At 63.5% G+C, this 25,283-nt stretch carries 25 protein-coding genes; 7 read left to right on the top strand and 18 right to left on the bottom strand.

Going from position 1 to position 25,283, the window contains the following annotated elements; genetic code table 11:
- Positions 1–288 precede the first annotated feature (288 nt).
- From HYR72_10355 to HYR72_10340, 4 genes are all read left to right on the top strand, one after another.
- Positions 289–1,146, top strand: a complete 858-nt coding sequence (locus HYR72_10355) for an outer membrane lipoprotein-sorting protein (GenBank protein ID MBI1815369.1) — start codon at positions 289–291, stop codon at positions 1,144–1,146.
- 36 nt (positions 1,147–1,182) lie between these two features.
- A complete protein-coding gene (locus tag HYR72_10350; GenBank protein MBI1815368.1) occupies positions 1,183–3,747 on the top strand; it encodes an ABC transporter permease in 2,565 nt (854 codons plus the stop codon).
- A 5-nt stretch (positions 3,748–3,752) separates the two neighbouring features.
- The gene (locus HYR72_10345; GenBank protein ID MBI1815367.1) at positions 3,753–4,472 is read left to right on the top strand and encodes an ABC transporter ATP-binding protein; all 720 of its coding nucleotides are present in this window, start codon (positions 3,753–3,755) and stop codon (positions 4,470–4,472) included.
- Between the two features lie 480 nt (positions 4,473–4,952).
- A complete protein-coding gene (locus tag HYR72_10340; GenBank protein MBI1815366.1) occupies positions 4,953–5,183 on the top strand; it encodes a hypothetical protein in 231 nt (76 codons plus the stop codon).
- A gap of 64 nt (positions 5,184–5,247) precedes the next feature.
- On the opposite strand, the gene HYR72_10335 is transcribed toward HYR72_10340, so the two are convergent.
- From HYR72_10335 to HYR72_10315, 5 genes are all read right to left on the bottom strand, one after another.
- Positions 5,248–6,195: a class I SAM-dependent methyltransferase gene (locus HYR72_10335; protein ID MBI1815365.1), complete on the bottom strand. Its 948-nt coding sequence runs from the start codon at positions 6,193–6,195 to the stop codon at positions 5,248–5,250.
- Between the two features lie 11 nt (positions 6,196–6,206).
- Positions 6,207–7,370: an SDR family oxidoreductase gene (locus HYR72_10330; GenBank protein MBI1815364.1), complete on the bottom strand. Its 1,164-nt coding sequence runs from the start codon at positions 7,368–7,370 to the stop codon at positions 6,207–6,209.
- A gap of 47 nt (positions 7,371–7,417) precedes the next feature.
- Positions 7,418–8,674: a hypothetical protein gene (locus tag HYR72_10325; protein ID MBI1815363.1), complete on the bottom strand. Its 1,257-nt coding sequence runs from the start codon at positions 8,672–8,674 to the stop codon at positions 7,418–7,420.
- Between the two features lie 71 nt (positions 8,675–8,745).
- Positions 8,746–9,759, bottom strand: coding sequence for a hypothetical protein (locus tag HYR72_10320; protein ID MBI1815362.1), 1,014 nt, complete (start codon positions 9,757–9,759; stop codon positions 8,746–8,748).
- Positions 9,760–9,928: 169 nt separating this feature from the next.
- Entirely contained in the window at positions 9,929–11,407 is a 1,479-nt protein-coding gene (locus HYR72_10315; protein ID MBI1815361.1) for a hypothetical protein, read from the bottom strand.
- Between the two features lie 146 nt (positions 11,408–11,553).
- Between HYR72_10315 and HYR72_10310 the strand changes: the two genes are divergently transcribed.
- The gene (locus tag HYR72_10310; GenBank protein MBI1815360.1) at positions 11,554–11,799 is read left to right on the top strand and encodes a hypothetical protein; all 246 of its coding nucleotides are present in this window, start codon (positions 11,554–11,556) and stop codon (positions 11,797–11,799) included.
- 25 nt (positions 11,800–11,824) lie between these two features.
- Here HYR72_10310 and HYR72_10305 read toward each other — a convergent pair whose 3' ends face one another.
- The 5 genes from HYR72_10305 to HYR72_10285 all read right to left on the bottom strand — a co-directional run bounded on the left by HYR72_10305 (position 11,825) and on the right by HYR72_10285 (position 14,833).
- A complete protein-coding gene (locus HYR72_10305) occupies positions 11,825–12,418 on the bottom strand; it encodes a GNAT family N-acetyltransferase (protein MBI1815359.1) in 594 nt (197 codons plus the stop codon).
- A gap of 47 nt (positions 12,419–12,465) precedes the next feature.
- Positions 12,466–13,857 (bottom strand): Si-specific NAD(P)(+) transhydrogenase, encoded by a 1,392-nt coding sequence (gene sthA / locus HYR72_10300; GenBank protein ID MBI1815358.1) that lies wholly within the window; start codon positions 13,855–13,857, stop codon positions 12,466–12,468.
- A 159-nt stretch (positions 13,858–14,016) separates the two neighbouring features.
- A complete protein-coding gene (locus tag HYR72_10295) occupies positions 14,017–14,397 on the bottom strand; it encodes a hypothetical protein (protein ID MBI1815357.1) in 381 nt (126 codons plus the stop codon).
- On the bottom strand, positions 14,394–14,648 hold the full coding sequence (locus tag HYR72_10290; GenBank protein MBI1815356.1) for a DUF433 domain-containing protein: 255 nt from the start codon (positions 14,646–14,648) through the stop codon (positions 14,394–14,396). Before HYR72_10290 ends, HYR72_10295 begins: the two co-directional genes overlap by 4 nt.
- Positions 14,649–14,698: 50 nt before the next feature.
- On the bottom strand, positions 14,699–14,833 hold the full coding sequence (locus HYR72_10285; GenBank protein ID MBI1815355.1) for an FAD-dependent oxidoreductase: 135 nt from the start codon (positions 14,831–14,833) through the stop codon (positions 14,699–14,701).
- Positions 14,834–14,956: 123 nt separating this feature from the next.
- On the opposite strand from HYR72_10285, the gene HYR72_10280 reads away from it, so the two are divergent.
- On the top strand, positions 14,957–15,667 hold the full coding sequence (locus tag HYR72_10280; GenBank protein ID MBI1815354.1) for a DUF433 domain-containing protein: 711 nt from the start codon (positions 14,957–14,959) through the stop codon (positions 15,665–15,667).
- Positions 15,603–16,085, top strand: a complete 483-nt coding sequence (locus tag HYR72_10275) for a hypothetical protein (GenBank protein ID MBI1815353.1) — start codon at positions 15,603–15,605, stop codon at positions 16,083–16,085. The genes HYR72_10280 and HYR72_10275 overlap by 65 nt, the downstream gene beginning before the upstream one ends.
- A 183-nt stretch (positions 16,086–16,268) precedes the next feature.
- Here HYR72_10275 and HYR72_10270 read toward each other — a convergent pair whose 3' ends face one another.
- The 8 genes from HYR72_10270 to HYR72_10235 all read right to left on the bottom strand — a co-directional run bounded on the left by HYR72_10270 (position 16,269) and on the right by HYR72_10235 (position 25,273).
- On the bottom strand, positions 16,269–17,954 hold the full coding sequence (locus HYR72_10270; GenBank protein ID MBI1815352.1) for a hypothetical protein: 1,686 nt from the start codon (positions 17,952–17,954) through the stop codon (positions 16,269–16,271).
- Between the two features lie 116 nt (positions 17,955–18,070).
- Positions 18,071–18,673: a transcriptional repressor LexA gene (gene lexA, locus HYR72_10265; protein ID MBI1815351.1), complete on the bottom strand. Its 603-nt coding sequence runs from the start codon at positions 18,671–18,673 to the stop codon at positions 18,071–18,073.
- Between the two features lie 192 nt (positions 18,674–18,865).
- Entirely contained in the window at positions 18,866–19,744 is an 879-nt protein-coding gene (locus tag HYR72_10260; GenBank protein MBI1815350.1) for a lysophospholipid acyltransferase family protein, read from the bottom strand.
- A gap of 174 nt (positions 19,745–19,918) precedes the next feature.
- Entirely contained in the window at positions 19,919–20,488 is a 570-nt protein-coding gene (locus HYR72_10255; protein ID MBI1815349.1) for a ferritin-like domain-containing protein, read from the bottom strand.
- Positions 20,489–20,515: 27 nt separating this feature from the next.
- Positions 20,516–21,514: a lysophospholipid acyltransferase family protein gene (locus HYR72_10250; GenBank protein MBI1815348.1), complete on the bottom strand. Its 999-nt coding sequence runs from the start codon at positions 21,512–21,514 to the stop codon at positions 20,516–20,518.
- A 20-nt stretch (positions 21,515–21,534) separates the two neighbouring features.
- On the bottom strand, positions 21,535–22,566 hold the full coding sequence (locus HYR72_10245) for a KpsF/GutQ family sugar-phosphate isomerase (GenBank protein ID MBI1815347.1): 1,032 nt from the start codon (positions 22,564–22,566) through the stop codon (positions 21,535–21,537).
- A complete protein-coding gene (gene kdsA / locus HYR72_10240) occupies positions 22,550–23,401 on the bottom strand; it encodes a 3-deoxy-8-phosphooctulonate synthase (protein ID MBI1815346.1) in 852 nt (283 codons plus the stop codon). Before kdsA ends, HYR72_10245 begins: the two co-directional genes overlap by 17 nt.
- 213 nt (positions 23,402–23,614) lie before the next feature.
- Positions 23,615–25,273 (bottom strand): CTP synthase, encoded by a 1,659-nt coding sequence (locus HYR72_10235; GenBank protein ID MBI1815345.1) that lies wholly within the window; start codon positions 25,271–25,273, stop codon positions 23,615–23,617.
- Between the last annotated feature and the right edge of the window lie 10 nt (positions 25,274–25,283).

The raw sequence follows: 25,283 nt of genomic DNA, 5'->3' as shown, positions 1-25,283 counted from the left end.
TTTGCTTTCACAAACGTCGGGAAAAGAGAACACCCGCACGCGGCTCTGCAAAACGCCCGCAGCAATGGGTCCGTCATACCGGCGAAAGCCGCATCGAGACGGGGCGTGGGGCGTGACCATGGATTCCCTAAGTTCGCAGGAATGACGAGTGGGGAGGCCGCTCCATTTTTTGTGCGGAGCCCCGAGGTGGGGACTTCAAATTGACCGCTCTCTCACCGTCACATTGTTTGTATTCGCCGACGGCCTTTGCTACGTGGCTGCGCCTAGTTGCTCTTCCGATTGATTCCCATGGTCCGTCTCCGCCATCTGCTGCTAGCATTCGTCGCCGTCTGGTCGTGCGCCAGCTCCGTTGTGCACGCCGAGTCGGACGGCTTGGCGCTGGTCACCGACACCTGGGCGCGTTATCGCAGTGTGAAGACCGAGCGAGAGGAAAGCGAGATCCTCATCGTCAGCGCGCCGCAGGCCGCCGGTTTCTCGCGCGCCGAGACCGACGCCATGGTTCGGGATGCCCGCGCCGGGGTGATTCACAAGCGCGCCGTCCGGCACGTGTTGTACGCCCCTGACCACCACGACAAGATCCATCTACTGTTCTCGCTGCCTGCCGATGACGCCGGCCTCGGCTTTCTGGTCTGGCGCCAGACCGACAACACTCCCGACGACATGTGGCTGTTCATGCCCGGCTACCGCGCTGTGCGGCGCGTCCCGGTCAGCAGCAAACAACGGCTGGCGGGCACGGATCTGCTCTACGAAGACGTGCGCGAGTTGGCCGGCGAACGGACCGATCGGTTCGTCTACAAGACCGTTGGCACCGAGCCGGTTGACGGTCGCACCGCGGACATGGTTGTTGCCACACCGAAGGCGGACACTGAGAGCGCCTACGGCAGCCGGAAGGTCTGGATCGACAAGGAGTGGCTCTTTCCGCTCAAAGTGGAGTTCTACGACGCCGCCGGAAAGTTGTGGAAAGTGTTGCGCAACACCGAGGTCAATGAAGTAGCCCCAGGCGTCCGCCGCGCGGATTTGGCCGAGATGCGCGACGTGCAGCTCAACGAGTGCACGCTGTTGCTGGTGACCAAGCGGAGTGTTGGCAGCGAAATCCCGGCCCAGGTCTTCACCGAGGACTACTTGGTACATCCCGGCGCCGACTGATCGAATCTACAATCGAACCTGTAAAGGACTGCGAGCGTGTTTGGGCGTTTCTTTCGCATGCCGCGTCGTTTCTTGCGCGGCAGCTATGCACGGCTGACTCTGACGGTCCTCGCCCTTGCGTGTGGCGTCGCGCAGGTCACGGCCGACGACTTGGCCGGCCGCGAGACCTTGCGCGCGTTCGTCGAGATCATCGATACCGTGGCCGGACGCGCCGCTTTGCAAGTGAGTGCAGGTGAGGGCGCGCTGTTCGCGGAAGACGTCGCCAAGACCATCGCCGCGGTTCCGGGTGTCGAACTCGTCGTGCCGGTCGTCAGCAGCACCGCGTTCATGGCGGACGGCAGTGGCGAGCTGCTCACCGTGCAGGGGATGGACATCGCCAACAAGAAGGCTGCGGCGGTCTACGAGCTCAGCGACGAGGAGCGCGGGCTCGATGACCCGAAGCTCTTTCTCGCCGATGCCATCGTCATCCCGCACGCATTTGCCGATCGCCGCGGCATCAAGCTCGGCGACTCGTTCAACATTGACACACCCGGCGGCCAGCACCACGTCAGCGTGCGCGGCATGCTCGATCCCCACGGTCTGGCGCGCGTATACGGCGGCAATCTGTTGCTGATGGATTTGGGTAACGCCCAAGACATGTTCGGTCGCGCGGGATTCGTCAATCGCGTCGACGTTGTGGTCGAGCGCGATGGCGACGTGCAACGCGTGGCCGATGCGATTGCGGCCGTGCTTCCGCAAGGACTGCATGTGGAACGACCGAGTCAGCGCAAGGCCGATCTGCAAACCGTCATGCGCGCCTTCCAAGTGCTGCTGTGGGCGTTGGGCTTGTTGGGTCTTGTCGGATCGTTTCTGATCGCCTTCAATAGTCTGGCCACCTTGTTCGAAGGGCGAGCGTGGCAACTCGGTGTGCTGCGCGCGATTGGCGTGCGGCCGCGCGTGATGTGGCAGGAGCTGTTGAAGGAGAGCGTGCTGCTGGGCGCGGCGGGCGTGGTCGTCGGCATTCCGTTAGGGATCGGATTGGCGGTGATGCTCCTGCCCATGATCACCACCGCCGCGGCGTTGAACTCAAAGCTCGCCACGCCCCACGCACAGTTGATAGTCCAGCCCGCATCGCTCGCACTCGCCGCGGGGCTGGGGCTCGGCGCCGCGTTGTTGGCGGCGGCGCTGCCGGCGTGGCGCGCGACCCGAGTCGGGATGGCGCAGACGATGCGCGGGCGCGGCGTCGAGCAACAAGGGATCAGCGCGACGTCGCGCTGGGCCATCCGCGCGGCCGTGGCCGTCGCCATCGGTGTGACCGTCCTCCTGCAGTCCGCCACCGGCGTCGCGATTTGGGGACTGATCGCCACCGGATTGATCGCGGTGGGCACGTCGCTGGCGGCGCGACCGCTCCTCGATCTCATTCGCCGTCCATTGCTGACCGGATTTCGGTTGCTGGCAGGACCGACCGGCGAACTGGCGATCAAGAACATCACGCAGAATCCGCGTCGCGCCGCATTGACGGTAGCGATGCTCGGCGTCGGGCTCGCGGTCGTCTTCTGGCTGTGGATGGTGGCGCACAGTTTCCAGTCCTCGGTGGTCGACGCCGTCAGCGGGGCGATGCGCGCCGACCTCGTCGTCAGTTCCTCGCATATCGAATCGGGGTTCCTCGAAGCACCAGTTTCGGATGAACTCGTCAGCGAGCTCAAGCAGATCGCCGGGACCATCGAAGCCGTCGGCGAACGCGGCGCCGATTGGCAGTTCGGCGGTGGGCCGATCACCATCGACGCCTACGACCCGGCCTACTTCACGAGTCCAGAGTTCGGCCAGTGGCCTCTGATGGGACGCGGCCTGCCCGATCTCTGGCAGATCGTGGCGCGTGGAGAGGGCGCGGTAGTGTCGAGCAACTTCGCCCGCAACTTGCACGTGCAAGTCGGCGATACGATCACGCTCGACAGCCCCAGCGGTCCGCTGGCGCTGCAAGTGGTCGGAGTGGTCACGCACTTCGCGTCGCCGCGCGGCACCGTCGAAATGAGTCGCGATGTGTACAAGCGGATGTGGCGCGACGGCAAGATCACGCGGGCGTTTGTGCGCACCGACCCGAAGGCCGACATGGCGGCGGTGCGGGCGGCCATCGCACAGCGCTTGGGCCGCACGTACAACCTGCGGATTCTGTCGGCCGCGGAGATCGTCGAGTACTTCGCGTCGCAAGTCCGCCGCGGGTTTGCCGGCGTGTACATCCTCGCTGTGCTCGTCCTCTCGGTCGTCCTCGTCGGCATGGCGGATACGCTGGCGGCGGGTGTGATCGAGCGCACGCGCGAGATCGGCGCGGTGCGTGTCGTCGGCGTGCGCCGACGCTACGTCCGCCGCATGGTGCTGATGGAAGGGCTCGTGCTCGGGATTGTCGGGCTGGCGCTCGCCGCCGTCGCGGGGCTCGCGCTCGGTACCCTGTGGGTGGATGCCACGTTCCCGGCACTGCTCGGCTGGGTGCTCGAACTCCATGTGCCGTATGAACAGGCCGGCGTGGTCATACTGCTCACCGTCGCCGTCTGCGTGCTCGCGGCGTTGGCGCCGGCGCGCCGGGCCGCCGCGCTTGAGCCAGCGGTGGCGCTGCGATACGAGTGACCATCATGCCGCAGACCTCCGCCATCCTGCTCGAACGAGTGTGCAAACGCTACGGCACCGGTCCACAAGCCGTCGAGGCGTTGAGCGACGTGAGCCTGCGGGTGGCCCCTGAGGAGTTTCTCTCCATCATTGGCCCGAGCGGCTGCGGCAAGAGCACGCTGCTCAATCTGATCGCAGGGATCGATACCCCGACCAGCGGTCGCGTCTGGGTGGCGGGCCACGAGTTGGCGAAACTGTCCGACGACGCGCGCAGCGACTTGCGCTTGCAGCGCATTGGATTCGTGTTTCAGAGTTTCAATCTGTTTCCCACCTTCACCGCCGAAGAGAACGTCACGTGGCCGCTCGAATTCCTCGGCGTCCACTGGCGGGAAGCGCGCGAACGAGCCGACGCCACGCTGGCGGAAGTTGGTTTGGAGAACGGGACCCGCAAGCGGCGCCCGGCCCAGCTCTCCGGCGGCGAACAGCAACGCGTCGCCATCGCGCGGGCGCTGGTGACCAAGCCGCGCCTGCTGGTGGCCGACGAGCCCACCGGCAATCTCGACTCCCGCACCGGCCAATCTATCCTCGATCTCTTGCGCTTCCTCAACAAGGAAGAACATCTGAGCATCGTGCTGGTCACTCACAGCTCGGTGGCGGCCAGTTACGGGCATCGAATCGTGGAACTGCAAGACGGGCGCATCCTGCGCGAGAGCACGCCGAGCCTTGCCGCCGTGGCCGGCGTCTAGCGTCGGCTCCGTACATAGTCAGCTCCTTCCGAAGTTCGCGCCGGGTGCGGTAGTCACCGCGTGCGAGAGCCCGCGATGAACTGTCCGTCATGCAATCACGACAACCGCGCCGAGCGCCGCTTCTGCGCGGAATGCGGCGCGGGACAGGTTGTTAGGATGTTACGCTGTTAGGGTGTTCGGAAGAAAATGGCAGAAAGGTGCTGTGCGCTGCGCAGCGTGTGGGCGGGAGAACCCGGCAGCGGCGAAATTCTGCGATGGCCTTGGGCGCGCTGGCACTCGGGGTCGCGCTCGCCGAGCAACTGGGACAGCACTTTCTTTGATGCGGAGATCCACCGGCTGCGGGGAGAGATTTTGATTGCGCAGATCACACCGATCGCGAATAGGTTCCTTCGCCCCCTGGGAGAGGGGGTGGATGAGGGCTCCGTTGCGGCGGCGGTGCGCAGGAGCCTTCACCCCAGCCCTCTCCCAGAGGGAGAGGGGGTGGAACAGGAAGCGGAGCAGTGTTTCCAGCGCGCGCTCGATATCGCGCGTGCGCAGGAGGCCAAGACGTTCGAGCTGCGCGCCGCCACCAGCCTGGCGCGCCTCTGGCAGCGCCAGGGCAAACGCGACGCCGCCCGCGCGCTGCTCGCCCCGCTCTACGCCTGGTTCACGGAAGGCTTCGATACAAGCGACTTGCAGGACGCGAAGCGACTACTTGATGATCTCTCTTGACGAGCACGAATCACGAACACGAGTCACGACACTCAGTTCGAAAGCAAAGCCGCGGAGCACCGACTCAACGGCTCAGCACCAACGCGACGTATTGCGAGTGCCGCTGAACATCCGAATGCGCGCGCGCCGAGCGGGCGAACTCTCGCCAGTCTTCGTCGGTGAGCGCGCGCAGTAGTGGATTCTGCTGCAGCAGCAGGGCGCGACCCCAGGTCCGCTGGGCGAGTCCGGCGACGCACTTGAAGATCGTGCGCAGCGGCGCCGTGACATGCGATGACCAATCGAGACAGGCTTCGACGTTGAAACCATTCGTCCGCGCATTGTGCTGATACGCTTGGACCGAATCGAAATTGTCCCACTGCCACGTGCTGCCCACCAAACGGCGGGTCGCCTCGCTGCAGTGGTGGCGCGCCTCGTCGTTCTTCCACATGAAGTCGACGATCACGACGCGTGTTCCCGCATCCACCACCCGATTAAGCTGGCTCAGGAAGCGGGCGCGATCGGGGAAGTGGAACGCAGCCTCGAGGCAGAGGACGCGATCGAACGACCGCTCGGGGAAGTCGAGGTTCATCGCGTCGCCCTCGCGGTAACTCAGATTCGGCGTATTGCCGTAGAGGGTACGCGCGACGGCCATGTTTTCCGCCAGCAGGTCGATGCCGGTGACGTGCGTGTGCGGAGACGCGTTCGCCATCATGTACGAGCTGGTTCCGCGGCCACAGGCGACATCGAGCACGCGGCGACCGCCGCGGAGATCCAGCAGTGCAACGCTCTTCTTGACCAGGTTCATCTGCGCGGCCGGCAGGCGAAAGAACGGCGTCAGGATCAGCGGCGTCACCAGGAAGTTGAGCAGCGTGAGCGGCTTGCCGAACGGGTAGTAGCCGAGATTGAGCAACGGACCCCACCCAAAGGCGCGAAGAACCCGGAAGGTCACGTTCGACGCGTTGTACGCGGTGCCGATTGCCGGTTCGGATACTGTCCGGTTCACCGAGTGCGCGTGACCGATTTCTTCTGACACGTCTGGGCCTTTCAACCGGCCGCACCGGGCGCGCAAGAGTGCGGAGGCTTCGGCGTTCGTCCCCAATTCGTGTCCACGCAGAACTTCATGATGTTGCCGAAGTAGTGCTTCACCGACGGCGCGGCGATGCCGGTCGCGGCCAAGTCGGTCCCGGCCGCCGCGGTATCGAACGACGCGCGGTACGAAAAATACGGGAAGTATTGCTCGCCGGTCCGTAGCAGCGCCCGCCGCTTGCCCCAAAACATCGTGTACAACAGCGGCCGGGCGATGCGGTAGGAGATCTGCGGCGGAATCATCCACGGGTGGCGGACGCCAAAGAACGCCGCGCCCATCTCCAACAGCTCACCGATCGAACTGTGCTGCTCAGGACCGGCCGCGAGGTGATAACATTTTCCCACCGACTGCTCGCTTCTGCTGAGGGCTTCGAACGCCTCTACGACATAGTCGATCGGCACGACATCGACGATCCCCTGCCGGTCGGCGGGTACCACGACCACCAGGCCACTGGCCAGAATCTTCAGCGGCCAATACAAGACGCGGAAGTTCGATGTGTAGCCGGTCTTCGAGTCACCGACGACAACGCTGGGCCGGTAGATCGTGATCGGCAACCGACCTTGCGCCTCGCGGACGATCTGCTCGGCTTCCCACTTCGTTTGTTCGTAGGTGTTGTTGAACTGCGTGCGATCGAGCCGGTCCTCATACGCGCGGCCGGCGGTGGTACCCGCGACGAACGCGGTGCTGAAGTGATCGACGCGGCGCAAGCGACCGCGAGCCTGCAGCGCCTCGGCGAAGCGCAGCATGTGGCGCGTGCCCTCGACGTTGATGCGCCGCGCCTCGGACAACGGCGTATCGAACTTGACCGTAGCCGCACAGTGAATGATCCGGTCGACTTCGCCGAGAAGCCGGTCGCGCATCGCCGGTTCGAGTAGCAATTTGTCATCAACGATGTCGCCGGAAACCGCATGGCAGCGTTCAAGCGCGTCGGCGGGCAGTGGTCCGCGTTCCGGCGTAAGGAGCGTTTGCAGACGCTGATCGACCGGCACGCCGTTCTCGGGACGCAGCAGGCAATAGATCTTTGTCGCGACCTCCGTGCGCCGCAGCAGATTCCAGAGCACGTGACGACCCAAGAAACCACTGACACCAGTCAGCAGGATCGTCTCAGATGAAGACGACATGAACGAGCCGATATCTCACTTGGCCGCAACGCCCCGGCGCGACGCGATCAGAAGTCATATTCGATCCGGGTCCCGAGCCGATCCTCGTGTCGGATGCTGGTGAAATAGGAATCCTTGTTGTTGGTGTACGACGCCTTGCCCACGCCGGTCACCTGCCCGAGCAACGTCACCCACAGCGTTTGCCAGAGCCGGTACGAAACCTCGGGCTCCATCAACGCAAACTCGCCGTTGGCATCGTAGCCGCCGCGCAGGCGTCCGCGAAATCTTCCTCCGGCGTCGTAGCGCGCTTCGCCGGATATGAAGCTTTGAAAGAAGCGGCGCTCGCCTTTGTTGGTGACTTCTTCGCGGGCCGCGATGATCTGATCGTCGCGCAAGTAGTTCAGCACGAAACGCCAGTCGTCGAGCGCGTACTCGACCCCCCAGGCGTTGTGGAGGAAGTCGTCGCGATTCGGGTCGGGGCTATTGAAGTACACCGCCTCTCTCCGAAACAGCAGCCGATCGCCCCACGGATAGGATGCGCTCACGCCGCCGGCGCGCATGGTTGGAAAGGTATCGATGATCTGTGCTTTGAATGTCGGCACCCCGTTTTCGATGATGACGATCAGGGGGCCGGGAACGAATATCGCTTCCGTGTCGCGCCCAACGTAGCCGATCAGGCTCGCTTCGAGCGAACCGATGTGTGTGCCGACGCGCGCGCCCGCTTGGGTTTCGTTGAGCCGCACCGGCGGCTGGTTCTGCACTTCGACAACGTCGCTGCCTTGGATGATGTTCCACCGTCCCTGCGGCAATCGCGATGGCGTGCTGGCCAGTGGGACCACGACGAGTTCGGCAAACGCACTGCCGACGCTGTAGTGAACGGAGATGCCGTTGACACCTTGCTCGACGCGATGGAACGCGTCCGACTCGTCATGCGGCGTCATCAAGTTCGCCGGCCCGAGTTCGTCGAAGACGCTCCAGTTGACGAGCTGCTTGCCGACGCTGACGCGCACCTCGGGCATCGGCCGATAGTCGAGCAGAGCAGTAATCAATGAAAGGTACGGGCGGCGGCGAGTCGCATTGCGCAGTGAATAAGCGCCCGCGGTGTAGTCCGCATCGTCGGCCACCGCGCGTCCTTCAAATTGCCAGGTGAGGGTGGAACCGAATTGGCCGGTGCCGCGCGCCGTGGCGGCGAACAAATTCTCCCAGCGCTGCCCGAGCGTCGCGGAGTCCGGGTAACCGAAGGTGTCGTACTCAACGTGTCCGTTCAGCGTCGGTGCCGCCGCGACGACGGAACGGATGCCGAGCGCCAGCGACCCGATTGTCACGGCGAGAGCGATGGCGGCGCGCCATCCTCGGTTCCTCAAGGTGCTGATGGATTGGGCGCACACCGGCTCGATCACCGCGCCACCGGCACGCCGCCGATCGTGCCGCCGGACAATTCGTGTCTAGTGGTGAAGGTGCCGTGCTTCTCCAGCCGCAGGATGGCGCCGATGCCGGGTGCGAAGTAAATCTCGTCGGTCTCCATGTCGCCATTGAGGTTCGTGCTGCCGCCGAGATGCACGACCTGCGTATAGGTGCCAGCCGCTACGGTGATGGAGTCGACGATCTCGATGGGAGTAAAGGTGTCGGTTCGATCGATGAAGCCGATCGGCGTGTTGTCCCTCCGGACGGTACAGCGGCTGACCGTGGAGAACATCTCCTGAGCGATGAGGGGCATCCTCAGGCGCAAGAGGAGGGGATTGCATGTCGTACTCAGCCCCCGCAGTACGTCGCTCCCACCCACAAAGAATAGCTGCGTGATCGCATCGGAGTAGGACTGCGTTTCATGTTTCACGACCTTCTGACCATCGAGCTGCTGGTCGTCGAGCACGAAATTACCTAGGGTATCCAAGCTGGTTACTATCGTCGTCTCGATGGTCATCTTGCCCGCCGGATCAGTGATCTTGTACACGAGCTGATCGCCCACCCCGTGGGGCACGAACTCCGCCACGGTCCCGTCGAACAGCAACCCCACGGGGGTCGCGGTTGGCGTTTCGGTGGCCGTCGGTGATGGTGTCGGGGAGAGCGTGACGGTCGGTGTCGGCGTTGGGGTTTCCGTCGGCGACGGGGTCGAGGTGATCGTTCGCGTCGCTGTACTGGTCGGAGTGTCGGCGGGTGTCGGCGGAATTTCGCGCGGGAGCAGAAGAACGTCGGCGACGGTGAGGACGCCATCGCCGTTGGCGTCCAATCCACCGGGATCGGGCTGGCTGCCGAAGATCACATCAATCAGGGTCTCTTGACCTACAGTAGCCGCGAGAGCGGCGCCGGCCAACACCGCGGCGCAGATGCATGCGAGCAGCGCGAGGAACCATCGTGACGCAACGATGCGGCGCGGCCGGCGCGGCCAGGACAGTGTGCGAATCGAACGCATTCGGGCTCAGGTGGGGGCAGGTTTCTCCAACCGCAGGCGCAACTTGTATGGAACGGGTGCGAGACTGTCAATCCATCAATTTGCCAAGATTTGCCAAGATTTGCGATGATTCCGCGTCCCGCCCGCAGCGATCCCGCGCGGCCCGCGTTCGCCCTCACCGCGCGCGATTTCAGTGCGCCGAGAAATTGAAGATGGTGGCGATGTCACCAACCAGCATTTGGTCGATCGCCGGAGCACTGAGCACCAGACGGCCGCGCTTGCTGTCCTGCCAGTCCGTGCACGAGAAATTCTCGCCCTGAACGTCGAAGTTCAAAGTGTGCCCGAGTTCGTTGTTGGCGTTCAACACCAACGATCGCGAATGGCCCGTGGTCAACGCAAAGGGAAGGCGCATGGCCGGAGGACCTTCGTCACCGCAGGGCAGCGCCTGCTCGAAAGTGAACTCAATTGGCAATCCGTTCAGCTGCACGGCTGGATCGGGATTGGGGACGATGAACAGTTCGCCGGGCCCCGTGTCGCCAGTGCCGAATCCGGGAACCAACGAGCCGTTGCAAACCCCTGGATGCGGCCTCCCGCAATGGCCGTCGCCGCCATCGACATCGCAGTCGATATCGTGCTCGCACACGGCGCCGACCTTGCCGGCGGTGCACGTCGACGGCGCATGGGTGCACACGCCATCGTTGGTGGTCCCCGATGTATTGCAGTCGGTATCGACATCACACGCTTGCCCGACGGCGCCGGCGCTACACAGCGCGTATGGAAGTTCGACGGTCCCACGCTGCGCCGTGCACTGCGCGAGGGTGAAGCCATCGACGCCGACTTGTCCGAGATGATGGTCTACGTTCAGTGAAATGCCGATGTCCATACCGCCGTTGCAGCCCAGCACGCCCGCCGACATCACCGGCACAATCGGTTTGATGCAAAAGACAATCTGAGCCAAGTCGGAATTTACAAAGATGTAATCCGAGGCGCGGAGGACGTTGATCCGGGTAACTCCCTGAGCATCGGGCTGGCCGGCTTCAAGATCGAGGAATGCCGGTTCGGTCTGGCCGTTGGTTTGGCCTTGGAAACTTCCCAAGTCAATCGACAGCCCGCCGGCGATCTTTACCTTGAAAATACTCTTGGCCGGATCGAGGACGAAGTGGCGCACACCCAGCACGCCCAGCGTGTTGGTCGCCGTCGGCGTGGCGGTGACCGTCGGTGTGACCGTGGGCGACGCGGTGTCCGTCGGGGTGAGGGTCTCCGTCGGAGTGGGAGTGACGGTCGGTGTGAGGGTTTCGGTCGGCGTCAGCGTAACGGTTGGGGTGTCGGTAGTGGTGAACGTCGGCGTGGCGGTGGCGGTGTCAGTCGCGGTGGGCGTGGTTGTCGCCGTGTTCGAGGATGTTGAGGTAGCCGTCGCAGTGGCGGTGAGCGTCACCGTGCTCGAAGAAGTTGCGGTGGCGGTCGACGTGAGGGTGGCCGTCGATGACGGTGTAGTGGTCAAGGTCGGCGTGAGCGACACAGTGGGGCGTGGCGACAGCGTGCGGGTTTGTGTGGGAAGGCTGGTCGCGGTCGGCACGAGCGGGGTGTCGTCGCTACTGCCACAGCCGCTGACAGCGACGCATCCCGCCGCAACCAAGGCGGCAATGGCCATTGTTCTTGCGCGATTCATCGGTCCCCCTGCATCGGCCACCGCTCGTATGCTGATTGTGCGTCTAGTGCAAGACATCTCTTGGGGCAGACACGTGTTTCGTATGCACTCGAAACTAGTGTAGAGCCGCCCGGCCGTGTACCATCTGACCTGGAGGAATCAGCGACATGAGGAACCTCGTGCTGTTGCTGCTCGTCGTCATCGCACTCATCGCATGGACCCGGTGGCGTCACTCGCCGATCCAAGAGACGCACTCGCCGTCGGGTGGCCCGGTGCGTCAGGTAGAGCGTGAGCCCAGCGACATGATGGCCCGCGAAAACGCGCTGCCGCCACCGGGAGGGATCGGCCCGAAGGCGATGTTCGACAGCGTTGGCCAAGGCTTGCAAGGCTTGAAGAAGCCCGACGAGCGATAGGAGCGTGCGGCTCGGAAGTGGCGCTTCATGTCCGACCACCGCTCTCCAAAACACCCACGACTTGGAACCACGGCGGATCGGGATCGGGATTGCGCTCGATCCGCATTCCCAACTTGCGCATGACCGCCATCGACGCAGCGTTGTCGTGCGTCGTGGTCGCCACGATGCGATGCAGGCACAGATCATTCAGCGCGTATTCGATCAAGGCGCGGGTCGCTTCGGTGGCGTAGCCACGGCGTTGGTGCGCCGGCGAGATCGCGTAGTACAAACCGAACTCGGCGCGAAACGATCGTCGCGTCTCTTCGGCGACTCGCCACGATGGCAGTTGGCCGAACGGCGCCAGGCAGGGCACAAACCCGCACGCACCGACCAACTCGTTCGTATCCTTCACCACAACCGCCCGATCACCATACGGCGGCTGATTGAGTTGACCGAGTTGCTCGTAGTTCATGATCGACCATGTCAACCACTCTCGCCGCTCGTCGCGGGTTTGCACTCCTTCGGTGCCGAAGTCGGCGTCGCTCAGTTCGCGGTCGAGGATGCGATGAATGGCGTCCAAGTCGTCGGGCTCGAACGGGCGAATGACGAGTCGCGCGGTGCGAAGGAGCGGAACCCGCATGCCGGCGACCCTAGCACGAAGCGTCGCAGCGACGCGATTCAGGCACGTCAGAAGAGACGATTCAATCCGTTGAGCGCGGCGACGCGGTAGGCTTCGGCCATGGTCGGGTAGTTGAAGGTGGTATTGACGAAGTACCGGATCGTGTTCGCCTCGCCCTTCTGCGACATGATGGCCTGGCCAATGTGAATGATCTCCGACGCCTGATCGCCGAAGCAGTGCAGGCCGAGGATCTGCAGCGTCTCGCGATGGAACAGAATCTTCAGCATGCCGACGGTCTGCCCGGTGATCTGCGCGCGCGCCAGACTCTTGAAAAACGCGTGGCCGACTTCGTACGGCACCGAGCGTTCGGTGAGCTCGCGCTCGCTGCGACCGACTGAGCTGATCTCGGGCGTGGTGTAGATGCCGGTCGGAATCAGATCGATCAGGTGCTCACAGGTGCCGGTGAGCAGATGCGAGACGGCGAAGCGTCCCTGGTCGTACGCCGCGCTGGCGAGGGCGGGAAATCCGATGATGTCACCGACAGCATAGATGTGCGGCAGGGCGGTCTGGTAGTCGTGGTTCACCGGAATGTTGCCGCGCGAGTCAGGTATGATGCCGAGCCGATCGAGGCCCAGGCCGTCGGAATTTCCGGTGCGACCGTTGGCCCACAGCAGGATGTCGGTCTTGAGCTTCTTGCCCGACTTGAGATGCAGCACGACGCCGTCGTCTTCGCCTTCGACGCGTTCGTACTCCTCGTTGTGGCGGATCAACGCGCCTTGTTCACGCAAGTGATACGAGAGCGCGTCGATGATTTCGTCGTCGAGGAACTCGAGCAGCTTCTTGCGCGTATTGACCAGATTGAGTTTCACGCCCAGGGTGCGGAAGATCGAGGCGTACTCGCAACCGACGACACCGGCGCCGTAGATGGTGATCGACTGCGGCGTATCTTCAAGCCGCAGGATGGTCTCGCTGTCGAAGATGCGCGGATGGTGGAAATCGACGTCGGGCGGACGATACGGTCGCGAACCGGCGGCGATCACGAATGCGTCCCCTTCAAAGCGTTCGTGCGCGCTTTTGTCCTCTTCGACGTCGATGATGTGCGGATCGATGAACGATGCGCGCCCTTGCACGAGTCGGACACCGTTGCGCTCGTAGAATCCTTGACGGAGGTTGACCTGCTTGCTGATGACCGAGCTGGCGCTCTGCAGCAGCTGCGCGAACGTCAGTCGCGCCGGTTTGAGCAGCTCATGAAACAACGGCGCGTGGGTGAGATCCATCACTTGCCGCACCGCGTAGCGCAGCGCCTTGCTCGGGATCGTGCTCCAATGCGTGCAGCTGCCGCCGACCTCGGCTTGCCGATCAATCACCAAGACCGACTTGCCCTCCTTGGTCGCGCGCATCGCCGCGCCTTCCCCACCGGGTCCGCTGCCAATGACAACGAGGTCGTAGCGAGTTTGCATCGCGCGCAGTGTAGCAACAGCGGGGAAGGAATGCAGCGGCTGGTTCGCGGGGGAGTGCCAGTCCTTAGTTGGTGGGCGAATCGTGCAGCCAGACAACTAGCAGGCGAGGACGCACCGGTCCGTCGGCGCGCGTCTCACGCAGGCGGGCGATGTCGGCACTCACCACGACAACACTTCCTCATCACCCGAACGTCGCCACACGCGCAGGCCCGTGTGGGTCACTCGGACGACAGTACCCATCCGCCGCCGGCGTGTGTTGAGCCTGCGATGGCGCAGCATGCGACGAATGAAGGTTGCCGCCTCGTACTGCTCGACGGCGAGACATACCAAGCAATAGCGCGGATGGCAGCGCGCGGTCTGGCAGAAACGGAGGTCGCGAGTAAAGAAGGTCGCCGATCCCAACCGGCGCAACAGCGAAACGATCGCGTCGTCGGCCAGCCCTTGGTGGCCGAGGTCGTGCCCGATCTGTTGGACGCGGACGCGCCAGCTCCGCAGGAGTTGCCGCTGATTCTCCGGGATGTTCTCGTCTAGAACGATCACGAGCCCGTCATGCGACGGGCCGGCTGGTCGGCGTGGTGTACCAGCGCTTCGCGCGCTAAGCGCACTGCCTCGGCGATGGCGTCTTTGGTGATCGCGCTGCGCCACTCATCGACGATGGCCTCCCAGGCCATGCCACTCGCGACTTGTTCGAGTACATCAGCTACCAAGATGCGCGTCCCGCGAAAGGTCTGCTGCCCGTGGCAGATGTTCGGGTCTGCGACGACGTACCGCCCCAGGGATGTGGCTTTCATCGTCGTTAGTTTACTCCTGCGTTCCACCGTGTCGCAACCGTGCGAAGAGATCACACCGGTGCGCTGCCGACCTCGGCTTGCCGATCGATCACCAGGACCGACTTGCCCTCCTTGGTCGCGCGCATCGCCGCGCCCTCCCCACCGGGACCGCTGCCAATGACAACGAGGTCGTAGCGAGTTTGCATCGCGCGCAGTGTAGCAACCGCGCGGAAGAAATGCAGCGGCTGGTTCGGGGCGATTGTGCCCGTCTTTGCTGGCGGCGCGTTGGAGATTTGGCCGCGTGACGCGAGCGTGCTACTTGAGAACACATGCCGGATGGGCTTCGAACAGCTACGCAAGACCTACGCGAGATGCCGTCCTACCGGATCACAGAGGCGGCCCACTACCTTGGGATGCCGCTGGCGACGCTTCGGGCTTGGACGCTCGGTCAGCCCTATGCGACTAGAACCGGGCCACGACTGTTCGCGCCGCTCATCGGCATCGCGCAGAGGAAACCCCCGCTCTTGTCGTTTCTGAATCTGGTTGAGATCCACGTGCTGGATGCGATCCGGCGAGAGCACAAGTTGTCGCTGCAGAAGGTTCGCAAGGCGCTGCGCTATCTCCGTGAACAGTGTCCGTCCGCACACCCGTTGGCCGATCAGAAGTTCATGACGGACGGGTTGGATCTCTTCACCACCCGCTATGGCCAACTCATCAACATCTCGCGAGCCGGCCAGTTGGCGATGCGCGAACTGCTGGAAGCGCATCTTCGCCGCATCGAACGCGACCCGGCAGGTATTCCGATCAAGCTCTATCCTTTTACGCGTAGGCACGATGCGGACGAACCGAAGCGCATCGTAATTGATCCGACTGTATCGTTTGGTCGCCCGGTACTTGCAGGCACCGGCATTGCCACCGCGGTAGTCACCGAGCGGTACAAAGCGGGAGAGTCTGTGGACGACCTCGCGGAGGACTATGGTCGCGACCGGCTCGACATCGAAGAAGCGATTCGGTGCGAGCTCGAAGTCCAAGCCGCCTGAGCGAATCGTCTTCTTCGTCGATCGGTCGCTTGGAAGGAAACGAATTGCCGAAGCGCTGCGCGCGGCGGGCGCTCAGGTGCACGTGCACGACGATTTCTTCGCGGCCGATGCTCCCGATGAGGCGTGGTTACAGCACGCTGGTCGGGAGGGGTGGATCGTGTTGACCAAGGACCGCGCGATTCGCTGGCGCGCCGTCGAGTGCGCGGCACTGATGACCGCAGGAGTTGGCGCCTTCACGCTCACGAGCGGCAATCTTCAAGGCAAGGAGATGGCGGAGATCTTCGTCAAAGCGCTCGGGGCGATCCGCCGTTTCGCCGTCAAGCACGCCCCGCCTTTCATAGCCGCCGTTGCGAAGAGTGGCAGGGTCACGCCGTTGCTGAGCGGCAAGCAGTGGCATCGCCAACGGCAAGGCCGCTGAGAGTGGGCGCTGCATCATCTTGTCCGCGTGCGTGCTTCTTCCGCTGCGATCTTGAGATTCAGCTCCAGCAGCCGGCGTAGCAACTCCCGCCGGACGGTGGGGCTGATGGTGCGGCCGCCCGAGCGGGCCACCGTCGATGCGAACGGAAGGGAACAAAGAGGACATGGAGACCCCCGTCTCCCCCTACTCGTTGGGCTCAAGCAAGGCGGTAACTTTCCGCAGGCACTCAACAACCGAATCCACGCAGAGCACCCAGGCGGACCGAGGTCTATCCGGTGGGCTGGTAGTTTCGAACTCTCGGAAGGCCGCCGCCAAATCGGGCACGACTGGATGTGCAGCCGCAACTCGCAGCCGATGCAAACCGCGAAGCGGCACCACGATCGAATGGCCATCGTCCTGCGGGATCTTGCAGCTTCGCACGAAGAGTTCCTCCAGGAGGCGGATCTGCTTCCAGTCTTTGTCGTACGCTGCCTCGCCCAACGCTTTTCGCAGCGCCTTCACGCTAATCGACTCGATCACCCACGAGTAGGCGATCTTTGTTAGATCGAGAAGCTCGCGGAAGTCGTCGGTGAGCGGGCCGACTGTCAGGCGACAAAGGTCGCGCTCCTCGGGTTTAGCGGTCTCAAACAAACTCCCACCAAAGCGCGCCTCAAAGGCAACCTCGATATTGTGTTGAGCCGTCTCGAAGAGATCAATCACACCCGGCGAGTTCGGCGGATCCTGCTGCATCCTGGTTTGAAACATCTCCTCGCAGATTTCCCCGTTTGGTAGCGAAGAGAAAGACGCCCAGTATGACTGCTCGGCAACACTCAGCCGCCCAAGATCGGGCGCGAACGCGTTCACGAGTCCGTGCGAGTTGATCCCGACGTCGATCGTGTAGTCGCTGCCCGGAACGGACGCGCCGCCCCAATTCCTCATGTGGAAGGCGACGCGATAGCCCGGCGTAGTCAAGTATTTCCGGAGGACATCCGCGCGAAAGTACAGATACCCAAAGAGCGGGGGACGCGGAGGGCCATCACAGGCGAGTGGTGCCCTTCGTCCCTGCTCGTCGACGATGAAGAGAGGCGGCTGACCCTCCGCTGCATGCTGGCGGTCGAAGCACCACCAAGGGCTGCGCCCAACTCGAGGCGTCTCGTGCGGCCGAATGATGAGGTTGCGACGAAGGGTGGATCTCGCCTGCCACCATTGCGAGGGCCAACCGGCGGGAGCGTGCACCTTTGACGCGAGCCAGGTCCACTCGCCCACCTGTTCATCGTCGACGTCCTCGGCCCCAAGCTCTTGCCTCGTCACGGCGTTGGCAAAGCGGTCGGCACACAGACAGATCAGCAGTCCCATGCGGCGTGCCGCAAGGTAGTCGCGAAGAAAGTCGACATGCACAGTGACACTGGCCGTTGGGTCGTACCACGGGTGGGTGTCCACCTTGGTCTCTGCCACGACGAGCCCCTGAACGGGATGGTAGTACTCTGTGGCACCTCTGCGATCCAAAGAGTGATAGCGGACGAAGTCTTGCCTCAACTCCACGAGCAGTGACCCGTCAATCGGATGCTTCCTCGTTAAAGCCCACGCATGCACCGTGATTCCGCTGACGCACGCTGTCTCGGCGAAATCGAAGTCGGATGAAGTGCGCCAAGAAGGCCTTAGATCAAGGGATCTTTGGGACACACGCTCCGCAGCGGAGGAGAGTTCAGCAACCGGGACGAGGGCAGAGCGGATGAGCCACTCTTCGCTGACCCAGTCCGGTGACTCGATATCTCCGCTGCTCTCGTGCGAGAACCCATCCGTTGTGATCGTGCTGCCGAGCGTTGGATTGTTCGGGGCTTGATCCCGATCGGCGTAGTAGAACCAGTCACGGCTTCTTGGTGTCGCCATGGCGCCTTCCCGCGTCTTCCATCACCGAGCGAGGATGATGCGGACTCGACGTTCGACTTGAGCCATCGCGACACGAAGTGCAGCTGTCGTCCAGATGCCTCGAGGTCTTTCGCTGCTCAGTACTTCCGCATCACCGCCACCACCACGCCACGGATTGTGACGGCGGCGGAGCTGACGCGGATCGGCTTGAGCGTGTCGTTGGCGGGCTGCAGGCGGATGATGCCGCCTTTCTCCCGATGGAATCGTTTGACCGTCGCGGCGCCGTCAATGACGGCGACTACGGTTTCGCCGTTCTCCGGTACGTGGCGTTCTTCGACCACGATGTAGTCGCCGTCGAAGATGCCGTCGTTGATCATCGAGTTGCCCGCCACCCGGAGTACGAAAGTGTTCTGCTTGCGGACGAATTCTTCGGGTACCGCGATGGTATCTGCCGTCTCCAGCGCCTCGATCGGCTGACCGGCGGCCACCCGCCCGAGTAGCGGGAGCTCGACCGCGCGCCGTTTCTTCTGGCGCGACACCACTTCAATCGCACGGCTGAGATTCGCTTGCCGCGTGATCAGTCCCTTCTGTTCGAGGTTGGTGAGGTGCTTGTGGACCGTGGCGAGCGACGACAACCCGAACTGTGCGCCGATCTCTTCCAACGTCGGCGCGAACCCGTGGCCGGTGATGTATCCCTCGATGTAGTCGAACAACTGCTTCTGTCGCTTGGTGAGAATCATCTCCCCCACTCCTCGCAATCCGTGCCGCGACACTAGCGAAAGTTGGGCGAAGACTCAACTGGAATGCGGAGTGAGGAATTCGGAATGCGGAATGTGGATGCCGGCCCGGACGAATTGCGGAACGCAGAGTGTGGAATGCGGAATGTTTGAGGTCGGTCCGAAATTCCGCATTCCGAATTCCTCACTCCGCATTCAGTACAGTCTGGCTTCGCCTTCCGGCCGCGTCTTCCACCGCTTGTGAAACCAGATCCAGTGATCCGGGTGCTGGCGGACGATCGCTTCGAAGACCGCGGTGCAGCGCTGCGTCGTGACGCGGATGTCGGCTTCGCGATCTCCCGTGCGCGCCAGTTCGATCTCGGGCAACACGACGATACGATGACGCTCGCTGGTACCCTCGCGCACGATGAAGACCGGAATGATCGGCGCGCCGGTCAACATCGACAGGCGCGCTGGGCCGGCCGTCGTGCAGGCGGGCTTGCCGAAGAAGTCGACGAACACGCCGAAGCTGCGCACTTGGTTTTGATCAATCGGAATCGCCACCAGCGCACGCGCCTTGAGCCGTCGCAGCGCCTCCTTCGCGGCCGCCTTCTTCGGAATTGCTTGCGTGCCGGCACCGCCGCGCAGAACGCCGATCTCGCGATCAACCAACGCGTTGCGCATTCGGCGGTGAATCAACGTCACCGGTTGGCCGAGGAGTCCGCACGCATAGGCCAACAACTCCCAATTGCCGAAGTGCGCGGTCAAAATGATCGCGCCGCGCTCGCGGGCCGTGGCGACGACGGCATTCCAGCGCGCGGGATCTTCCGCCCGAACGTAGCGCGCCAACGTTGCCACGGTCAGGCGCGGCATGTGGGCGATCTCGAACGCCATGCGGCCGAGGTTGCGGCAGGTCGCGCGCAGAATGCGGCGATGTGCGGCCGGCGGCTGATCGGGGAACGCGAACGCCAAATTGATCAGGGCGATGCGCCGGTCACGCGCATCGAACAGATAGAAGAGCTGCCCCAGCGCCGCGCCTAGTTTCAAACTCCAGCGCCACGGCACTGCACCGCAGACCGCCAGCGCTGCGCGCATGATGGCATACTCGAAACGGTCCATCCCCGACGGTGTTGGCATTGACGGCGGGCGCGCCGGCGATGCGCGACTGGTATCAGCCGCAGCCGTTGGCCCAGCCGCGGCAGTGTTGCTCATAGTGGTGTGACGGACGGGTCGCAGACCCGCTTCGATACGCGATAGGCGAGGCGCGACTCAGCTGGCCGCCGGGGCGTGCGCGAGGCCGCCACCGAACTCCTGGCGCTCCTTTTCGAGCAGATCGTTGTACACCTGCCGATCAATCTCGCGATACTTCTCCAACGCCGCTTCGACGCGCTCGGAGCCGCCCTCGGTGGCCGCCAGCTCGTTGAGCTTGGCGCGAATCCAGGCGATGTGCCATTTCTCGTCGTGGGACACTTCCTTCAACACCGCCAGTGTCTCCGGATCGATGTCGGGGCGTGCCGCGTGTTCGACGTAGCGCTGATGCGAGCGTTCTTCGACCACCACGGTCAGGGCGAGGATATCGATGACGCTGCGCGGAACCGTCTTCAAGCCGATGCGTGACTGGTAGCCGTCGGCGATCGTCTTCGGTTCGCCGCCAAGATCCGTGATGCGCTTGGTCCATAGCCAAGCGTGGTGCGTTTCTTCCGCCAGGTGCAGCGACAGCTTCACCTGCGAGTCGGAGTCGTCGATGTGATTGATGAGCCGCATGAGCAGGTTGGCCCCGCGCAGCTCGGCGTCGCGATAGTAGCAAAACAGCTTGATCAGCCGTGGATCAGCACTCATCCCCGGGTCCTCCTCTCGCGTACTCTCTTACAAACCAGAGGGCGAGTACGCATATGGCAATTCCCGGTCGAGATCAAGGTCGGTGAGCGGTGCGGGCCACCAGCGCCGGTGCCACCACACCCATTCGGCTGGATTCTTACGGATCTGTTCTTCCAGCGCCTCGCTGATTATCGCCGTGAGATCGCGAATATCGGTCGGCACGTCGCCGCTATCCGGCACCGCAAAAGGCGGCAAGATCGTGATGCGATGTCCGCGCTGTGGCCGGCGTTGAATGAAGGCGGCGAACACCGGCAGCTTGCGCCGAACCGCTAACGAGGCCGCCGCAGCCGGCGTGTGCGCCGCCCGGCTGAAGAATGGTACGGATTCGGAAGCGGCCTTCGGTTCCTGATCGATCACGATCGCCAACAAGCCGTGGTTCTTGAGCACCCGGAGGAGATCCCGCGTGGCGTTCGGACTCTCGAGCAAGATGGTCTGCACGCCCTGCTGGCGGCGAAGATCGACGATGAGCTGATTGAGGCGCGGCTCGTAGGCGCGACGGGCGATGGTGGCCATCGGCAAGCCCTTCCACGCGAAATAGGCGGCCATCAATTCCCAATTGCCGACGTGGCCGGTGATGACGACCGCGCCGCGGCCTTGGTCGAGCACCGCTTGCGCGTGATCCCAGCCGTCGATCTCGATGTAGTCGCCGAACTGCGGGCGCAGCGTGTCGATCTGGGCGATCTCGCAAAAGCAGCGCGCAATGTTGATGAACGAGGCGCCCGCCAGCCGCACGCGTGACGCTTCCGAGAGCTGGTCACCGAACGCGATGCGCAAATGCTCCACGGCGAGCCGTCGCGGTTTGCGCAGCACTCGGAATAGCAACGCACCGGCACGTTCGGCCAGGTTGAGCGCAGCATCTGGACTCAGGCGGTTGACCCCCCACAGCATGAAGCGCGTTGGCCAATAGACCCCGGCATGCTTGATCCGACGGACTGCCCGCCGCAGCCGCGGCAATCGCTTAGAGAGACGACGAAGCGGATTCGTCATGACGATCCTGCCTTCGCTTTCTAGACCACGCCGGCGTGCAGCAGGTCGTGAATGTGCAGGATGCCAACCGGCCGGCGCGTGGTGTCGACGATGAAGAGCGACGTGATGCTGAAGCGCTCCATGATGGCGAGCGCCTCAGCAGCCAGCGCGGCGCCGTCGATGGTCAGCGGCGCACGATCGACCGTCTTGGGATTGCTGGTCATCAACTCGCGCGCGGTGAGCAGGCGGACGTCCGGGGCGCGCTCGAAGGCGCGACGGAGGTCGCCGTCGGTTACCATCCCGAGCAATCCCCCGGCGCCATCGACCACGCCGGTAACACCGAGCCGCTTGCTCGTAATCTCGATCACGGTTTCCTTGAACGGCGTATCGGCGACCACCGATGGAATCGTGTCGCCGCGATGCATGAGATCCTCAACCTTGAGCAGCTGACGGCCCAGCGCACCCGAGGGATGCAGATGCGCGAAGTCGCTCGCCTTGAAGCCGCGCCGTTCGAGCAGCGCCACCGCCAGCGCATCGCCGAGCGCGAGTTGCGCGGTCGTGCTCGCGGTCGGCGCCAACCCGAGTGGACAGGCTTCTTCCGGGACCGCGACATCGAGCACGACTTCGGCCGCCCGCGCCAGCGCCGAGCGTGGCTGGCCGGTGAAGACGATCAGCGGCAGCGCCATCCGCTTGAGAAACGGCAGCAACTGCACCAGTTCGGTCTCGCCGCTGTACGACAGCGCCACCACCACATCGCCGCGCGCCAGCATGCCCGAGTCACCGTGCAGCGCTTCGGCGGCGTGCATGAACAACGACGGAGTGCCGGTGCTCGCCAAGGTCGACGCAATCTTGCGCGCGATCAGCCCGGATTTGCCCATCCCGGTGACCACGACCTTGCCGCGGCAGCCTTGCAGCAGCATCAACGCGCGATCGAAGCGCTGATCCAAATGGTTGGCAACGGCGGCGATCCCCGCGGTTTCGATCGCGAGCACGCGCCGCGCGCGTTTCACATCTTCGCTCGCTTTGCCACGGCGCACTGCCGGCGGGCGTCGCGCTTTACGTGGTAGAGGCATCGCTTCGCCCAAACGTGGCCAGAGTGGAATGAATGGCTTGCAACTCGCGCAGCAGGGCCGGCAACTCGCTCAGACGATACGAGTTCGGGCCGTCGCTGAGTGCGCGATCGGGATCTTCGTGGGTTTCGAGAAACACGGCGTTGACCCCGACCGCAACGGCGGCGCGCGCCAGCGGGCGGATGAATTGGCGCTGCCCGCCCGACGCCGCCCCTTGTCCGCCCGGTAACTGCACACTGTGGCCGGCGTCGTAGACCACCGGGTATCCATGCTCCGCCATGACTGCCAGCGAGCGCATGTCGGCGACCAAGTTGTTGTAACCAAAGCTGGCGCCGCGTTCGGTGATTATCAGTTGCTGATTGCCGCTCGACGCGACTTTCTCCAGCAGCGGCCCGATGTCCCAGGGCGCGAGAAATTGCCCCTTCTTGATGTTCATCGGTTTGCCGGCGCGCGCCACCGCGAGCAGAAAATCCGTCTGCCGGCAGAGGAACGCAGGGGTCTGCAACAGATCGGCGACCTCTGCGACGGCGGCAATCTGCGGCGTTTCGTGGACATCGGTCACCACCGCCACGCCGATTTCGCGTTTGACCTCGGCAAGAATTTTCAAGCCCTCGTGCAATCCCGGGCCGCGGTACGACGACAGCGACGTGCGGTTGGCTTTGTCGAAAGACGATTTGAACACGAACGGCATGCCGAGTTTGTCAGTCATCGCTTTGATCGCCGCGGCGTGCCGCAGCGCACTGTCGCGACTCTCGATGACACACGGCCCGCCGAGATACGCGAGCGGCTGAGCGCCACCGATGCGTACGGAGCCGACGATGACTTCACGAGCCGGCATGCCTACCGCCACAAGGGCTGTGCACAAGAAGGCCCTCGATACAATCGCTACGCGATCTACTCGGGCAAATGGGTGTTGGGCCACCAGAGAAAAAACCGCTTCCCCGAGTAGCCGTCCTGAGTAGAAGCCGAAGGCTTCGTATCGAAGGGCGGCGTATCGAGGGGCGGCACCTACCCGGACACGAGAAATCGGGCGCAGACAACATCAGCGCGCTCACTGCACCGCGCGCACCGCCGTGAGCAGCGGTGTCCGCGTCGTTTCGGCTTTGTGCTGGACCGCGGCACGGATGAATCCCTTGAACAACGGATGGCAGTCGAACGGCCGCGACTTGAACTCGGGATGGAACTGGCAGCCGACGAACCACGGATGATCGGCCAACTCGATAATCTCCACGAGTGATTCGTCAGGCGACACGCCGCTGAGAATCAGACCGTGTTTGGCGAGCGTGTCGCGATACGCGTTGTTGAACTCGTATCGATGCCGATGGCGCTCGCTGATCTTGCGCTTGCCGTACAGGCGCGCCGCCAACGAGTGCTCGGCGAGCGTGCACGGATAGGCACCCAGCCGCATCGTGCCACCCTTCTTGGTCACCATGCGCTGCCCTTGCATGAGATCGATGACCGGGTGCGGTGTCTGCTCGTCGACCTCGGAGGAGTTCGCCCCCTTCAATCCGCAGACGTTGCGGGCGAACTCGATGACGGCCATCTGCAAGCCGAAGCAAATGCCGAAGAACGGCACGCGTTCCTCGCGGGCATAGCGCACCGCGGCGATCTTGCCTTCGGTGCCGCGCGGACCGAATCCCATCGGCACCAGCACCGCGTCGGCCCGCGTCAGCGCGTCGGGTAAGTCGTCGGCTTCGATCTTTTCCGAGTCGATGAAGTCAAGCTCGACCTTGCACTCGTTGGCGATGCCGCCGTGCGCCAACGCCTCGTTGAGGCTCTTGTACGAGTCGGTGAGATCGACGTACTTGCCGACCACGGCGACCCGCACGCGCGATTGTGGATGCTTCACCACCTGCACGATTTTTTGCCATTTCGCGAGATTGGGGGCACCGGTCCACATGTTGAGCTTCTCGATCAGGCAATCGTCGATACCTTCGTCATGCAGCGCCAGCGGCACCTCGTAGATGCACTCGACGTCGCGGGCGGTGATCACCGACTTCTCGTCGACGTTACAGAAGTGGGCGATCTTGCCCTTGATCTTCGGTTCAAGCTGGCGATCGGTGCGGCACAGCAAGATGTCGGGCTGGATACCGAGGCCGGTTAGCTCCTTGACGCTGTGCTGGGTCGGCTTGGTTTTCACTTCGCCGGCAGTCGAGATGAACGGCACCAGCGTGAGGTGAATGTAGAGCACGTTCTCGCGGCCGCGATCCCATTTGAATTCCCGGATGGCTTCGAGGAACGGCAAGCTCTCGATATCGCCGACCGTGCCGCCGATTTCGCCGATGAGGATGTCGCAGTCCTCCGCGGCTTCGAGGATGCGGCGCTTGATCTCGTCGGTGATGTGCGGGATCACCTGCACGGTGCCGCCGAGGTAATCGCCGCGGCGCTCGCGGCTGATCACCGCGTCGTACACTTGGCCGGTGGTGAAATTGTTCTTCTGACTCATCCGGACCGACAGAAAGCGCTCGTAGTGGCCGAGGTCGAGGTCGGTCTCGGCGCCGTCGTCGGTGACGAATACCTCGCCGTGCTGGAACGGACTCATCGTGCCGGGGTCGACATTGATGTAGGGGTCCATCTTGAGGATGGACACCTTCAGCCCGCGGCCTTCGAGCAATGCGCCGATCGATGCGGAGGCCAGTCCCTTGCCCAGGGACGAGACTACGCCGCCGGTTACGAAAATAAATTTGGTGCGCTTCGCCTCGATCGCCATGTCCCCCCTC

Source organism: Deltaproteobacteria bacterium (genome assembly GCA_016178705.1).
Classification (GTDB): Bacteria; Desulfobacterota; Binatia; order HRBIN30; family JACQVA1; genus JACOST01.
This window is presented reverse-complemented; position numbering and strand designations above follow the sequence as displayed.